The 13,294-nt window shown below is 62.4% G+C and carries 16 protein-coding genes and 1 pseudogene; 11 read left to right on the top strand and 6 right to left on the bottom strand.

Annotated elements, in window-relative coordinates; genetic code table 11:
* Window positions 1-32 precede the first annotated feature (32 nt).
* Window positions 33-719 carry a DUF2161 domain-containing phosphodiesterase gene (locus LMTR13_RS22115; RefSeq protein WP_065729669.1) on the bottom strand — a complete coding sequence of 229 codons (687 nt, stop codon included), beginning with the start codon at window positions 717-719 and terminating at the stop codon, window positions 33-35.
* A 190-nt stretch (window positions 720-909) separates the two neighbouring features.
* Here LMTR13_RS22115 and LMTR13_RS22110 point away from each other — a divergent pair, with 190 nt between their 5' ends.
* Window positions 910-1,623 carry a hypothetical protein gene (locus LMTR13_RS22110; RefSeq protein ID WP_065729668.1) on the top strand — a complete coding sequence of 238 codons (714 nt, stop codon included), beginning with the start codon at window positions 910-912 and terminating at the stop codon, window positions 1,621-1,623.
* On the opposite strand, the gene fabG is transcribed toward LMTR13_RS22110, so the two are convergent.
* Complete coding sequence (gene fabG / locus LMTR13_RS22105; protein ID WP_065732884.1) at window positions 1,620-2,300, bottom strand: 3-oxoacyl-ACP reductase FabG; 681 nt, start codon at window positions 2,298-2,300, stop codon at window positions 1,620-1,622. The two genes, LMTR13_RS22110 and fabG, sit on opposite strands and share 4 nt — an antisense overlap.
* A gap of 246 nt (window positions 2,301-2,546) precedes the next feature.
* On the opposite strand from fabG, the gene LMTR13_RS22100 reads away from it, so the two are divergent.
* A complete protein-coding gene (locus LMTR13_RS22100) occupies window positions 2,547-2,747 on the top strand; it encodes a hypothetical protein (protein ID WP_028346392.1) in 201 nt (66 codons plus the stop codon).
* A 91-nt stretch (window positions 2,748-2,838) separates the two neighbouring features.
* Here the strand turns inward: LMTR13_RS22100 and LMTR13_RS22095 are convergent, their stop codons facing one another.
* Entirely contained in the window at window positions 2,839-3,585 is a 747-nt protein-coding gene (locus LMTR13_RS22095) for a tyrosine-protein phosphatase (RefSeq protein ID WP_065729667.1), read from the bottom strand.
* 86 nt (window positions 3,586-3,671) lie between these two features.
* Between LMTR13_RS22095 and LMTR13_RS22090 the strand changes: the two genes are divergently transcribed.
* Window positions 3,672-3,989 carry an MliC family protein gene (locus LMTR13_RS22090; protein WP_065729666.1) on the top strand — a complete coding sequence of 106 codons (318 nt, stop codon included), beginning with the start codon at window positions 3,672-3,674 and terminating at the stop codon, window positions 3,987-3,989.
* Between the two features lie 93 nt (window positions 3,990-4,082).
* Here the strand turns inward: LMTR13_RS22090 and LMTR13_RS22085 are convergent, their stop codons facing one another.
* On the bottom strand, window positions 4,083-4,283 hold the full coding sequence (locus LMTR13_RS22085) for a DUF2735 domain-containing protein (RefSeq protein WP_156795721.1): 201 nt from the start codon (window positions 4,281-4,283) through the stop codon (window positions 4,083-4,085).
* A gap of 570 nt (window positions 4,284-4,853) precedes the next feature.
* Here LMTR13_RS22085 and LMTR13_RS22080 point away from each other — a divergent pair.
* The 3 genes from LMTR13_RS22080 to LMTR13_RS22070 all read left to right on the top strand — a co-directional run bounded on the left by LMTR13_RS22080 (window position 4,854) and on the right by LMTR13_RS22070 (window position 7,483).
* Window positions 4,854-5,891 carry a glutamine synthetase beta-grasp domain-containing protein gene (locus LMTR13_RS22080; protein WP_065729664.1) on the top strand — a complete coding sequence of 346 codons (1,038 nt, stop codon included), beginning with the start codon at window positions 4,854-4,856 and terminating at the stop codon, window positions 5,889-5,891.
* A gap of 194 nt (window positions 5,892-6,085) precedes the next feature.
* Window positions 6,086-6,790, top strand: coding sequence for a GrlR family regulatory protein (locus tag LMTR13_RS22075; RefSeq protein WP_065729663.1), 705 nt, complete (start codon window positions 6,086-6,088; stop codon window positions 6,788-6,790).
* Window positions 6,791-6,796: 6 nt separating this feature from the next.
* Entirely contained in the window at window positions 6,797-7,483 is a 687-nt protein-coding gene (locus tag LMTR13_RS22070) for a substrate-binding domain-containing protein (protein WP_065729662.1), read from the top strand.
* A 3-nt stretch (window positions 7,484-7,486) separates the two neighbouring features.
* On the opposite strand, the pseudogene LMTR13_RS22065 reads toward LMTR13_RS22070, so the two are convergent.
* Window positions 7,487-7,931, bottom strand: a pseudogene (locus tag LMTR13_RS22065) (DMT family transporter).
* Window positions 7,932-8,060: 129 nt separating this feature from the next.
* Here LMTR13_RS22065 and LMTR13_RS40930 point away from each other — a divergent pair.
* Window positions 8,061-8,219, top strand: a complete 159-nt coding sequence (locus LMTR13_RS40930; RefSeq protein ID WP_171579585.1) for a hypothetical protein — start codon at window positions 8,061-8,063, stop codon at window positions 8,217-8,219.
* An 84-nt stretch (window positions 8,220-8,303) separates the two neighbouring features.
* Window positions 8,304-9,008 carry a GrlR family regulatory protein gene (locus tag LMTR13_RS22060; protein WP_065729661.1) on the top strand — a complete coding sequence of 235 codons (705 nt, stop codon included), beginning with the start codon at window positions 8,304-8,306 and terminating at the stop codon, window positions 9,006-9,008.
* Window positions 9,009-9,072: 64 nt separating this feature from the next.
* Here LMTR13_RS22060 and LMTR13_RS22055 read toward each other — a convergent pair whose 3' ends face one another.
* Complete coding sequence (locus LMTR13_RS22055) at window positions 9,073-11,331, bottom strand: TonB-dependent siderophore receptor (protein ID WP_065729660.1); 2,259 nt, start codon at window positions 11,329-11,331, stop codon at window positions 9,073-9,075.
* A 403-nt stretch (window positions 11,332-11,734) separates the two neighbouring features.
* Here LMTR13_RS22055 and LMTR13_RS41790 point away from each other — a divergent pair, with 403 nt between their 5' ends.
* The 3 genes from LMTR13_RS41790 to LMTR13_RS22045 all read left to right on the top strand — a co-directional run bounded on the left by LMTR13_RS41790 (window position 11,735) and on the right by LMTR13_RS22045 (window position 13,285).
* On the top strand, window positions 11,735-11,905 hold the full coding sequence (locus tag LMTR13_RS41790) for a hypothetical protein (protein WP_197520883.1): 171 nt from the start codon (window positions 11,735-11,737) through the stop codon (window positions 11,903-11,905).
* Between the two features lie 118 nt (window positions 11,906-12,023).
* Window positions 12,024-12,911: a S1C family serine protease gene (locus LMTR13_RS22050; protein ID WP_065729659.1), complete on the top strand. Its 888-nt coding sequence runs from the start codon at window positions 12,024-12,026 to the stop codon at window positions 12,909-12,911.
* Window positions 12,908-13,285, top strand: coding sequence for a response regulator transcription factor (locus LMTR13_RS22045; RefSeq protein ID WP_065729658.1), 378 nt, complete (start codon window positions 12,908-12,910; stop codon window positions 13,283-13,285). Before LMTR13_RS22050 ends, LMTR13_RS22045 begins: the two co-directional genes overlap by 4 nt.
* The last annotated feature ends 9 nt before the right edge of the window (window positions 13,286-13,294 follow it).

Here is a 13,294-nt window from a genome sequence, read left to right as displayed (position 1 = left end):
TCGTGCGGTTCGGTTCTTTACCGTTCCTGCCATCATGGCGGGGGACTGCCGGCGGCAGCCAGATCCATCGGCTGTTGCGGCCAGCGCTTCAGCGCGGCATGGCCGGCATCCGTCAGCACGTAGATGCCGCGCTCCGCACGATCGAACCAGCCATAAACGTTGTGCAAGAGGATTTTGCCGGCATCGGGAATCGCCGCCCGCAAATCCCTGACCCGCCGTGGCCCGCCCGACAGCGCGGAGGCGCAGGCCAGCGCCTGCTGGCGGTACGCCGTCATGATCGGCGCGCGCGTCGATCCGCCCATGACGGGATCGCCTTTGCGTTTCTGGTGCTCCGCGATCAGCCGCGAGCGCTTTTTGGGATCGCGGCGGGGCGCAGATGTCGGCGGCTTGACGAGCACCTCGACATCGCCGGTGTTGGTGACGGCGAGCATGCCGAAGCCAAGCCGGCGGCAGAGATTGCGATACCGTGCGTCGCTTTCGCGGCCCTTGCCGCGGGCCGATAGTTTAGCCGCAAGCCAGACCTCGTCGGCCGCGCCGGCGCGATCGACCGCCTGCAGGATCAGTTCCAGGTTGAAGGAAAGCTTCAGTTCGCCGATCACCACGATCGGCGGATCGTCACCGTTCAGCGCGACCAGGTCGCAGCCGCCGACCTCGCCCTTGACGGTGAAGCCGAGCTTTTCGAGGAAGCGTTTGACGGGAAGATAAAGCGCGGTTTCCAAGGCGGGCTCCGGCGGCGCAGACGGCCGCGACTCAATATGCCGACTTTAGCTGAATTCCGGCTAAGCGTTTGATCGGAAGGCACCTCAGCGCTATTGTCGGAGCGGGGACAAGGCTAGCGGCAATTTGAGGGAACTTGCGAATCGATCGTTCGCGGGCCACAGGCATTTGCCGCTCCCACAGCGAGTAGGCGTGTTGCAAGGGCTATACAAATTCCGCTTCACCACGGCGCGCGGCACGGGCAGCGGCGTGATGTTTGCGGCGTCCGGCGGCGGGCTGTACGGCGGCGATTCCGGCTCTTCCTTTGTCGGCCACTTCACCGAAGCCGATGGCATTGTCTCCTGCGAGGTTACGATGTCGCGGCATTATCACGATCCCAAATATGTCCCGATGTTCGACGTTGAACATGCCGTGATGAACTTCACAGGCGTGCCCCGCGGCGAGGAGTTTCATTTTGAGGGCGGCAGCGTGGCCTTGCCCGGCGTCCATTTCACAACTGTTTTGACTCCCATCGACGATGCCGACGCGCCGCCACCCGGTGCGGTCGGCCCTGACGGGATCGGTAACGGACTCTATTCCATCCACATCCGCATGCTCGACGGCATCGATGCCGGCAACACCGGCGTCATGATGCTGCAGGACGGACGCATCAGGGGCGGCGACGCATTCTTCGACTATGTCGGGGCGTACACGGCGGCTAACGGCAAATGGAAGGGCGAACTCGTCAACCGCGAGCATACCCCGGCCAAGGGCGAGCGGCCGGTGTTCGCCGGGCATGAAGTCGGCATCGGCTTTTCCGGCACCTACGACCGCGACGGTGCGGAAGGCGAAGCCACCGCGCTCGCCGGCAAGCGCAGCATCCGCTTCAGGGCGGTGCTGCGAAAGCTGGTGGAGGTGGCGGGCTAAACCCTCCCGTTCACCGGCAGCAGCGCGCCGGTGACGGCGCTCGCGGCGTCGCTGGCGAGGAACAGAATTACGTCGGCCAGTTCCTTCGGCGTCACCCATTTGGTGAAATCGGCTTTCGGCATGCTGGCGCGGTTGGCCTCGGTGTCGATAATCGACGGCAGCACGGCGTTGACTGTAACCTTGCCCTTGAGTTCGGCAGCGAGTGCCTCGGTGAGGCGGTGCACGCCGGATTTGGAGGCAGCGTAGGCGCCCATGCCGGCGCCCCCCTGCAGCGCGCCCATGGCGCCGATATTGACGATGCGCCCGGCCTCCGACGCGACGAGGTGCGGGATCGCCGCGCGCGAGGCGTTGAGCGCGGTCATGACGTTGAGTGCGTACATCCGTTGCCACGTCTTCGGATCGCCCTCCACCACCGTCTCGAAGGCAAATCCGCCGGCGATGTTGATCAGCGCGTCGAGCTTGCCGAAATGGGCGGCGGCAGCGTCGATCGCCTTTTTGGCTACCGCCGCATCGGTGAGGTCGACGCCGCCGAGTTCAAACAGATCCGCCGTGGCCGGGACTTGCGTCGGTGCATGATCGACGCTCGCAATCCTGGCGCCCCGCGCCAGCGCTTCGTCCACGACGACCCGGCCGAGCGCACCCAGCGCGCCCGTCACGACAATGACTTTTCCGTCCATGAAGGGCCTCCGCATGCGGATGGGGAGCGCACCTTATCAGGAGATTTTCAATCCCGATGCGGCGAATTTCTGCATGACCGTCAGTCTCGCCAGCCCAAATTGTCGCGGCCCGCGCTGGCTGGCGGTAGCGAGCTACGCAGGACCAAGGGATGGAGCTAAATCGATAAAATTTGCCGGAGTTCTGTAAGCCGTTTGCAGAATCCGTTCGGTACAACAGGACTCCAACAAAAAGGCAGGGGATTTGTCATGGGTTTGCCGGATCATGGTTTACCGCTTGTTCAGCTTAAGGAGCAGCGGCGCGACCTGGTCGTAGCGCTGCAGAATCGCAGCGGTCCGGTCTCGAGCTGGGAATTGATGCAGATCGCAGCGATCCAGCAGGCGATCTCGGCGTTCGAGGACGTCATCGCCGACCTCGACGCCGAACTGGAAATGGAAGCGGCCGCCTGAGCCGATAAGCACGCAGCTTTCTGGCCGCCACGATCTGCTTTACGACTTGCGCGTAGCGGATAGGATCGCGCATGCGCTGCGCCTGATTAGATCAGCGCTGCAGATAGCGCGCTTCGAGATGGGCGCGTTCGGCTTTGCCGAGACCAAGACCATCGCGGAGATAGGTTTCGAGATCACCGTAGTCGGCGTCGATGGCCTCGAAGGCGGCGGCGAGGAACGAGGCCTGCACTGAGCCCAGCACCTGCCTGACCTCGTCGGGCAGGTCGGTGCTGTGATTGGGGTCCCGTCGGTAGAAGCGGTTGGTCAGCAGGTAGTCTTCCGAGATGACGTCCTCGGAAACACCGAGCGTATGCAGGATCAGCGCGCAGGCAAAGCCGGTGCGGTCCTTGCCGGCGGTGCAATGGATCACCAGCGGCGCGCGATCGTCCACGAGATGCGCAAACAGGGTCCGGAAGTGCTGCGTATTCTTCTGCACATAGCTGCGGTAGGAGTCGCGCATCACCTCGACGGCGTGGTCCGTCGACAGCGGCGTGCCGGCGGCTGCGATGGCACGCAACGCCGCAACCACCGTCGGTTCGACCGGCAGCGAATGAACTGATATTTCGGGCATGCCGCACAGGGCGGCGGTGCGTTCCTCGGTGCCGCGAAAGTCGAATGCGCTGCGGACGCCGAGCTCCCGCAGGACGGAGACATCACCATCGGTGAGATGGCCGAGATGGTTGGAGCGAAAAATCTGCCGCCAGCGCACGATCCGGCCGTCGCTTGTGGGATAGCCGCCGAGATCGCGGAAATTGCTGGCGCCGGCAAGGTTGAGGTGGCGGACAGGGGAATCTGGCATCAATGCAGCAAGGGTTCGGACGGAGAACAAGGGACGGTGTCGTTCGGCCACGTCTCGTCTATACTGAACCCGCGAGAGGGCGAAGCATGAATTGGCGGAACATCACGATTTTCGGCGCGGCACTGGGGCTCGCCGCGGTTGCGACCATGCCGTCACAGGCGTCTGCGCAATCCAGCTTCCGGAATTATCGTTGCGCCGACGGCTCGCAGTTCACGGTTGGATTTTTTCAATACGACAAGCGTGCCCATCTGCAACTCGACGGCAAGGCGGTGACGCTGCCCAAGCGTTGGACCCTGTCAGGGTCGCGTTACCAGGGGAAGGGCGTGACCTTAAGGATCACCAAAGCCGGCGTCACCACGCTCAAGCACGCCAGACGGCGGACCGCGACCTGCGAGCAGACATGAAAAAGGGCCGAAACGGTTTCGTTCCGACCCTTTTCCAGTTCTCCGTCCGCGCCTCGTTTGCCCGGCGCATCGCTGCCAAACACCTCCCAGGCATCAATGGTCCCGCTCTGTCTTGGCATCCTCGATCGCCGCGGCGTGGTACCAGCTATCGCTGCAGTCCGCGAGGTTGACCGGCTGGGCAGCGAACTCGGTCACGGCTTTGGTCTCGCCATAGCGACGCCCCCCGAGAGCCGCCCGGCCCCCGGCGGGGAATTGGTAGATCTTGGCTGATCCGTGATCCAAACTCTGATTCATCACTCAGTCTCCATTTGTCGAAGCGCGAGCCTTCATGGTGCGCCCGACTCATTCTCTACTGGTTACGTAAGTCGATATTGTTGGTGCCCCGGGCAGGTGCAAGTGACCAAGAGAGCGGCATGTCTTGTCTATTCTGTAGGCAGTTTTGGAGCTGCTTCCTGCGAGGCAGTAGCCACATGACCAACGCGTACGCCGACGGGATGGTTGCTCGGGCGGGCCGGCGTCCGACGCGGAAGCCTGAAAAGGATGCCGCACCTTTAAGCGCCTAGCGGTCGTGAGCCGAAAATGCCGGATAAATAGGCTGGATTCGGCTCGCAAGCCTTCTGCCAGACCGCCCGATTTGCGGGCCTGCCGCGCTCCTATGTCGCAGCTTTTATTTTGGGCCGCCGCCGGCGCGCGCTGTGGATGGCCATTGCCGCACTGCAGCGATTGGCACGTTAAATGCTTAGAAAGGGGAGGCCTGACGTGGCCGGGTACACGTATGCGGAAGACCTCCAGGGGCTGGGCGTCAAAATCCAGAATTCAAGGCTTCGGTTTTTCCGCATTTCATAGCAACTCAAGAGAGGCTCAATGACCAAGTACAAGCTCGAGTATATTTGGCTCGACGGCTATACGCCGACGCCGAGTCTGCGCGGCAAAACGCAGATCAAGGAATTCGACAAGTTCCCGACGCTGGAACAGCTTCCGCTGTGGGGCTTCGATGGCTCCTCGACCATGCAGGCCGAAGGCCATAGCTCCGATTGCGTCCTGAAGCCGGTCGCCGTCTATCCGGATGCTGCGCGTGAAAACGGCGCGCTGGTGATGTGCGAAGTCATGATGCCCGATGGCAAGACCCCGCATCCCTCGAACAAGCGCGCGACCATCCTCGACGATGAAGGCGCCTGGTTCGGCTTCGAGCAGGAATATTTCTTCTACAAGGACGGCCGTCCGCTCGGCTTCCCCTCGGACGGTTATCCGGGTCCGCAGGGCCCGTACTACACCGGCGTTGGCTACAAGAACGTCGGCGACGTCGCCCGCAAGATCGTGGAAGAGCATCTCAACCTCTGCCTCGCCGCCGGCATCAACCACGAAGGCATCAACGCCGAAGTGGCGAAGGGCCAGTGGGAATTCCAGATCTTCGGCAAGGGCTCCAAGACCGCTGCCGACCAGATGTGGATGGCCCGCTACCTGATGCTGCGCCTCACCGAGAGCTACGGCATCGACATCGAATTCCACTGCAAGCCGCTCGGCGATACCGACTGGAACGGCTCGGGCATGCACGCCAATTTCTCGACCAAATACATGCGCGAAGTCGGCGGCAAGGAATACTTCGAGAAGCTGATGGGTGCCTTTGAGAAGAATCTCATGGACCACATTGCCGTCTATGGGCCGGACAACGACAAGCGCCTGACCGGCAAGCACGAGACCGCGCCCTGGAACAAGTTCAGCTACGGCGTTGCGGACCGCGGCGCTTCGATCCGCGTGCCGCACTCCTTCGTCAACAACGGATACAAGGGCTATCTGGAAGACCGCCGCCCGAACTCGCAGGGCGACCCATACCAGATCGCGTCCCAGATCCTGAAGACGATCGCGGAAGTCCCGACCGGCGCCAAGGCCGCCGCGGCCTAAGGGACTTAACGATTTGACCCGGCGGGCGCCCCGGGGTGCAAAGCTGATCCGCCACGGCGAAACCGCCTTGGCGGATCATTGCGTTTTGATGACACGGTGTCTTGATAGCTTGATTCAAATACGTCGGTTCAAGGCCGTTTCCCTGCGTTATGAACCGCGCTAGACATCGAGCCGGGTTTGCCGGGGACACGGCATTGTTTGAGGGATTTTACAAAGTCAGGTTTCAGCTTGGCGCGGCGGTCGGCCGCAGCGTGATGTATGCGCGCGGCGGCAAGATGCTGGGCGGCAATTCGGCCTTTGCCCATATCGGCAGTTACGAAAAACGTGACGACGGCGTCGACATCGTGATCCAGACCGTGCGCCATAACCCGGACCCGAATTACCGCGCGATGGCCGGCACGGACGATGCCACGCTGCTGGCGAAGGGCAGGGCGGACGGCGAGCTCTATCGCTTTGAAGGGGCCTTGAAGGAGTTGCCCGGCGTGGCGTTTCGTTCGGTGATGACGCCGATCGAGCAGGAGGTCATCCCGATCGCCGGCAGCGTCGGCGAGGGAGGCATCGTCAACGGCCTCTATTCCATCCACATTCGCCTGCTCGACGGCGTCGAAGGCGGCCTGACCGGTGTGATGCTGCTCAATGACGGGCGCATCCTCGGCGGCGACGCGTCCTTCTACTATCTCGGCACGTACAGCTCGGAGAACGGTCGCTGGAAAGGCCAGATCCTCAATCAGGAGCACACGCCCGCCATGGGTGAGAACCCCATCTTCGGCGGCCATGAAGTCGGCATCGGCTTTTCCGGCTCCTGCGACGAGCAAGGCGCGCTGTTGGAGGCGACTGCGCTTGCCGGCAAGCGCAGTCTTCGCATGAACGCAGTGCTCAAGCTGATGCGCCGGGTGTAGCGGCCGATGGCTGATACCGTGCGCATGCTTTCGACGCTGGCGTTGAAGGGCGCCGTTCACAGCCTGGCAGGCCGTTATCAGGCAGCCGGCGGCGCACGCATCGATGCCGATTTCGCGCCCACATTGGCGCTGCTGGAACGGCTGCGCGCGGGCGAGGCCGCGGACGTCGTCATCCTGACCCGCGAGGGGCTGGACGAAGTCGCGCGCGAGGGACGGCTGGTAGCGGAGACTTGCGTGGACCTGGCCCGCTCCTTCGTCGGCATCGCCGTAAAGGCCGGGACGGCCCATCCCGATATCGCGACCGAGGCTGCGTTGCGCGCAGCGCTACTCGGCGCGCGCTCGGTGGCTTATTCGCGGCTTGGCGCCAGCGGCATTCTGTTTGCAACGTTGATCGAGCAACTCGGCATTGCTTCCGACGTCAATGCGAGGGCGCAGATCATCCCGCAGGGTTTTACTGCTGAGAAGATTGTGACCGGCGAGGCCGATCTTGCCGTTCAGCAGATCAGCGAATTGAAACAGGTGCCTGGTATCGAGGTGGTTGGACCCATTCCGCGCGAACTGCAAACGCCCGCGGTGTTTTCCGCCGGACGCATGTCAGCGAGCAACAAGCCGGATGAAGCGGACCGGCTGCTGCGATTTCTTGCGTCGCCTGCCGTCACACCAGCCTTGCGTGAGAGCGGGCTCGAACCCTGAATTTCAATCCCGGATCAGGACGACACCGGCGATCAACAGCACTGCGCCTGCGAGCCGCGCGGTGCTGACGGGATGCGGCGTCAGCCCGAACGCGCCGAAATGGTCGAGCGTCACCGCAGCGAGCACCTGGCCGGCAATGACCAGCGCAAACAGCGTCGCCGCGCCGAGCGAAGGCAACAACAGGATCGCCAGCAGGATGAAGGCAGCGCCGAACACGCCGCCGGACCACGCATACCACGGGCACATCGGCCATGATTTTCCAGGACGGTACGCGCTCGCCGAGCGCCGTCACCGCGACGATCATCGTGATGAGGCCGCCCGCATAGCTGATCAGCCCCGCCCAGGCGGGCGAGCCCAGCGCCGTGCGCAGGCTGCCATTGAGCACCTGCTGGGTCGCGACACTGACGCCGGCGCCGAGTGCAAGGAGATAGAGGAAGAAATGCTGCACGTGATCCCCCCGTTCGTTCCATGCCGGCCTAGCGATCCCGGCATAGCAAGGCCAGACAACGCGAATAGCCGGATCGGAACAAGAGGGCCCGTGGCGCAATTATCGCGGACGGGACTCGCAAACTGAGCGGTGCTGGCCATGATCCGAAAACTGCAATCGGGCGAATACCGGCTCTATTCCCGTAAAATCAATCCGAAAACGGGCAAGCGCCGGAATCTTGGAACCTTCAAATCACGCGCGGCAGCGGAAAAGCATGAACGCGCCGTGCAGTATTTCAAGCGGCATTGAACCTGCGTTAAAACGCGGCTGGCTCCGGCCCGACGACGGTGCTAAGCCGCCGCAAGACGAATTCGATATTGCAGGACATTTTCGTTGCTGAACGGGCTCTACAAGGTCGAGTACGGCGTGGACGACGCGTTCGGCCGCAGCATCATGTGCATGCACGATGGCAAGCTATTGGGCGGTAATTCCGCCTTTGCCCATCTCGGCACCTATCAGGAGACTGCTGGGGAAATTATCGGCGAGGTCATCACCCAGCGCCACAATGACGACCCCCACTACAAGCCGCTGATGGATACCGACGTCGCCGCCATCAGCGTGCGCGGCAGGCTGCAGGGAAACAAGATTCGTTTTGAAGGCAGCGCCGCGCCGCGGCCGGGTGCCTTGTTCTGGGCCGAGTTGACCCGGCTCGACGACGAAGCGCTGCCGCCGGTCGGCACCGTCGGGCCCGGCGGCATTGTCAACGGGCTCTATTCCATTCAGCTCCGCGCGCTGGACGGCATCAAGGCCGGCTTGTCCGGCGTCATGCTGCTGCTGGACGGCCGCATTCTCGGTGGCGACGCCTTTTTCTACTATCTCGGTTCCTACTCGTCGGCCGACGGCCGCTGGAAGGGCGAGATCCTCAATCAGGAGCATACGCCGGCGATAGGCGAAAACCCCGTGTTCGGCGGCCACGAGGTGGGCATCGGTTTTACCGGCACCTGCGACGAAGCGGGGGCCGAGCTCGAAGCCATTGCGCTCGCGGGAAAGCGCAGCCTGCGGCTGGCCGCTACGCTGAAGCTGATGCGGTCCGCTTAGCCACACTTGCGTCGATACGAACCGTCCTCGCCTTCAGCGCTGCGTCGCTGCCGATTGCGACGCGTTACCACTTGTAGGCGAGACTCGCCGTCACGCGGCGCCGATCCCCGTAGAAGCAGGACGTATCAGATGCGCAACTGGCGACGTAAGTCTTGTCGGCGATATTGATAACGTTCAATGCCGCGCGCCAGTTTTGCCATTCGTAATGGATCGTCGCGTCACCGAGCACGACCGAAGGAACCACAAGCGTATTCGCGGCATTGGCGAAGGACTTGCCGACGTAGCGCACGCCGCCACCAAAGCCAAAGCCCCTCAACGGTCCCTCCTGGAAGGTGTAGTCAGCCCAGACGGATCCAACTTGCTGTGGCGTGTTGGTCGGCGTCAGGCCGAGCAATGCCGGATTCGCGTCCTTGCTGATAAAGAGATCGTAGCTGGTGAACGCGCCAACCATCTTCAGGCCAGGCGCGAGATTGGCTACGGCCTCCAGCTCCAGGCCGCGCGAGGTGACCTCACCGGTCTGGTTCTGAAGAATCGGCGTGGTGTTCGGGACTGTCGTCGGCACGTTTTGCCGCTTCAGATCGAATACGGCAATGCTGAAATGGCCGTTAAAGCCGTTAGGCTGAAACTTCAATCCGATCTCGGCCTGCTCGCCGGTTTCCGGCAGGAACATTTGGTTTGAAGCGTTGACGCCGATGATCGGATTATAGCTGGTCGCGTAGGCGACATAGGGCGCGAGGCCGTTGGCGAAATTGTAGATCAGGCCGGCACGGCCGCTAAACTTGCTGTCCTCGCGGTTGATCAGCGTGGCGCCGGTCGGGCGATCGCCTTGGCTGGTCGATACCCAATCATTGCGGCCGCTCAACACCAGCGTGAAGCCGCCGAACTTGATCTGGTCCTGAATATAGGTGCCGAGTTGATTCTGGGTCAGGAGGAAATTACGGAACGGCGCGCCCGTGAACGGTATGTCTCCGACACCGTAAACAGGATTGAACACGTTGATCGAGGGCACGCCGCCAAAGGCAAAGATCTGATAGTCGTCGATCCGATAGCTCTTCAGGTCGAGTCCGAACAGCATTGTGTGCTGCACGGGGCCGGTGTCGAAACGATACTCCAACTGGTTGTCTAGATTGCCTTGGTTGGCGGTATTCTTCGCGTACCAATTATAGCGACCAATGTCGCCCGTGGCGATGTTGGTATAGCTGTTGCCGACCAAGCCGCGATAGGTGATGTCAACGTGGGCGTAGCGGGCATTCTGCCGGAATGTGACGCTGTCGGAGAGGTTGCGTTCGAATTGATAGCCGATCATCTCCTGTTCGCGCTGGAACGTATCGACGCTGGGGTCGCCGACGAACAGCTTTGTCGGAATACGTCCAAAGGGTGCATCGACCACCGTTCCGACATAGGGCAAGAAGTTAATGCCGCGGGTATCTGTTTTCGACGCCGAAGCCAGAACGGTGAACGTCGTGTCTGCATCCGGCTTGTAGGTGACGGACGGTGCGATGAAATAGTTATTGTCGGGCGTGAAGTCGACTTGCGTGCCGCCGTTCTGGACTTGGCCGACCACACGATAGAACAGTTTTCCGTTCTCCGGTTGCGTCGTAACCGGGCCGCCAAAATCGAAAGATAGATAGGCGTTGCCGAAATTGTTGACGCCAGTCTCGAGATAGCGGATCGGCTCTGTTGGAGGCATCTTGCTGACCGCGTTGACGATACCGCTCGGGCTGGAGCCACCATAGAGCACGGCAGAGGGACCGCGCAGCACTTCGACGCGCGCGAGATTGAACGGCTGCAGCTTCCAGCTCGCATACGACGTGTAGAAGAGCTGCAGCCCATCGAGGAACAGGCCGATATCGTCCGACTTGAAGCCGCGGATCAGGAACCAGTCGTTACGGGTATCAGCGCCGAACGTTCCGGCGACGACGCCTGGTGTGTAACGCAGGATCTCGTCGAACTTGCCGGGCTTCTGGTCGCGAATCTGTTCGCTGCCGATCACCGACAGCGACTGCGGCGTCTCCATGATCGGCGTGTTGGTCTTGGTGCCCGCCATCGAGCGGCCGGCGACATAACCCTGGATGGCGCCCCGCGGGTTTTCGACGAAGCCGACGCCGCGTTGCGGCGGCGGTCTGGTGGATTGCGCTGCCTGCGTCGCACGCCTTGCCTGCCGCCGCTGCGGCGCGTCTGCGCGACGGCGGGCCTCTGGCGAGGCTATGACGACGGGAGGCAACGACTGCGCCCCGGATTGCGGCGAAGAGCTTGATTGCGCGAACGTCGACTGTGGCCACGCCAATACGGATACGGTCGCCAACGCGGCGATGCGGAACAAATCACGAGACTTCAAGGTTCACCCCAACCTGCGAGCACTTACGCTGTGCCTTCAGAAGGTCCGACAGCGCAACGCGGTGACGCATACGCGAGGTATTAGGATTCCTCCAATGGAATGGTTCTTAGAGAGGCTCTTAGAGAACTTCCAGCAGGCGCCCGAGGATTGATTGACGCGACAGTCGGAAGCTGTGACGCCGGAACAGGCTGCCATGCTGGTTCCACGGCGTGCGCCAGATAGCGCGCAAGAGATGCTGCAATTCTGAAGCGCGTATTGCCTCGAACAGGAACAGGTGCTCTGCGTGAGGCATTAACAGCCTGAGCTGATGTTCGAAGAAGAACGTTCCGTCAGCGCATGCTCAAGAGTGTCCGCCGACTACTTAACGGCGGCGTGCCTGGAGTATCCCATGACCCGAATTCGCGAGCCCAATGGCGTCGAGCCCGAGAAGTCGGAAGACGATATTCAGCGAGAACAGCTCGGACCGCGCGGCGTGCCCGGCGCTCCCGATCCCGCCAGGATGACGCCGCAACGGGAGAAGAAGACGCCAAAGTACATCGATCCCGGACATACGGCGTAGCGCGAAGCGGGAACGCCCCGCGTTCGAGGCGAAAAACTCCCGCGGCCTGCCCATCAGGCTAGTTCCCGAACTCAACCTGAACTCCCAGATTGGATTCAACCGATCCAGGAGTTCTGTCATGGCCGACCCGACCGCAGCTATCCTTCCGTCGTTATCCTCCGCCCTTGCCGATGTCGTCGCCCGGACAAGGTCTGCGATCGTCTCGGTGCATTCGCACCGCTCGCGGGCCTCGGGCTTCATCTGGAAACCCGGCCTGATCGTGACGGCTGATGAAGCGCTGGCCGACGAAGGCGAAGTCTCAGTCAAATTTGCCGACGGAACGGCGCAGCCGGCCAAGATCGCGGGACGCGATCACACCACCGACATCGCGCTGCTGCGGCTCGATACCGGGAGTGATGGCGGTAACACGGCCTCCGTCGCGCTCTCGCCTGTTGTTCCGGATCTGGGCTCGCTGATGGTCGTGGTCGCCGCCGAGCATGGCATTCCTGCTGCGGCGCTCGGTGTCATCTCGCTGGTCGGGGGCCCCTGGCGCAGCCTTCGTGGCGGCGAGATCGATGCCAGGATCGAGCTCGACGTGCGGCTGCGCAGCAGCCACGAGGGGGGACTTGCCGTCAATGCCTCCGGGGAAGCGATTGGTATGGCTGTCCAGGGGGTGCGACGCATTCTCGTCATTCCCGGCGCGACGATCGACCGGATTGCGGGAAGGCTTGAGACCCACGGCCGGATCGCGCGGGGCTATCTCGGGGTTGGATTGCAGCCGGTCAAGCTTGAAGATGGCGTCGGTGCGATGGTGATGAGTGTCGACAAGTCGGGTCCCTCTGCCGCCGCCGGCATCTTGCAGGGCGACGTGATCATCGGCTGGAACAATGAGAAGCTGCCCGCCATGCGCTCGCTGATACGATCGCTCGGGCCCGACAGTATCGGATCGGTCGTCGACATCACAATTCGGCGCGCCGGCCAACCGCTGCAGGTCAAGCTCACGATCGGCGAAAGGCCAGAAGCGTGAGCGAGGAGGCCTCACCGGTCATCGTCGTCAGTATCGAGATCGCCGATCCCATGCTGGCGGACCGGCTCGCGTCGCTGCTCGGCGCCGTGTCCGGGGTTCGTCTCGCGGCACCTGGAGAGACAGCAACGGTAGCGCTCGTATCACGCGACGCGCCGACGGCTGTCGGCGCGTCCGATATTGATCTTACGCCACGCGAGCGCGACGTGCTTGTTCTGATGGCGGAAGGCGCATCCAACAAAGCCATTGCGCGACAGCTTGGAATATCCGTGCACACCGCCAAATTCCATGTGGCTTCGTTGCTCGCCAAGCTCGACGCTACCGGCCGCACCGATGCCGTAACGCACGCCGCGCGACGCGGCGTGATCAACCTCTAAGTTCGGCCG

Source organism: Bradyrhizobium icense, assembly GCF_001693385.1.
Lineage (GTDB): Bacteria > Pseudomonadota > Alphaproteobacteria > Rhizobiales > Xanthobacteraceae > Bradyrhizobium > Bradyrhizobium icense.
The sequence above is the reverse complement of the archived record's forward strand: the minus strand, read 5'-3'. Positions and strand labels throughout refer to the sequence as shown.

Coding starts and splice junctions, on each gene's coding strand:
- LMTR13_RS22070 (WP_065729662.1), top strand. CDS start 6,797: ATGGCTGATACCGTGCGCATGCTTTCGACGCTGGCGTTGAAGGGCGCC.
- LMTR13_RS22050 (WP_065729659.1), top strand. CDS start 12,024: ATGGCCGACCCGACCGCAGCTATCCTTCCGTCGTTATCCTCCGCCCTT.
- LMTR13_RS41790 (WP_197520883.1), top strand. CDS start 11,735: ATGACCCGAATTCGCGAGCCCAATGGCGTCGAGCCCGAGAAGTCGGAA.
- LMTR13_RS22100 (WP_028346392.1), top strand. CDS start 2,547: ATGGGTTTGCCGGATCATGGTTTACCGCTTGTTCAGCTTAAGGAGCAG.
- fabG (WP_065732884.1), bottom strand. CDS start 2,300: ATGGACGGAAAAGTCATTGTCGTGACGGGCGCGCTGGGTGCGCTCGGC.
- LMTR13_RS22080 (WP_065729664.1), top strand. CDS start 4,854: ATGACCAAGTACAAGCTCGAGTATATTTGGCTCGACGGCTATACGCCG.
- LMTR13_RS22090 (WP_065729666.1), top strand. CDS start 3,672: ATGAATTGGCGGAACATCACGATTTTCGGCGCGGCACTGGGGCTCGCC.
- LMTR13_RS22095 (WP_065729667.1), bottom strand. CDS start 3,585: ATGCCAGATTCCCCTGTCCGCCACCTCAACCTTGCCGGCGCCAGCAAT.
- LMTR13_RS22085 (WP_156795721.1), bottom strand. CDS start 4,283: ATGAATCAGAGTTTGGATCACGGATCAGCCAAGATCTACCAATTCCCC.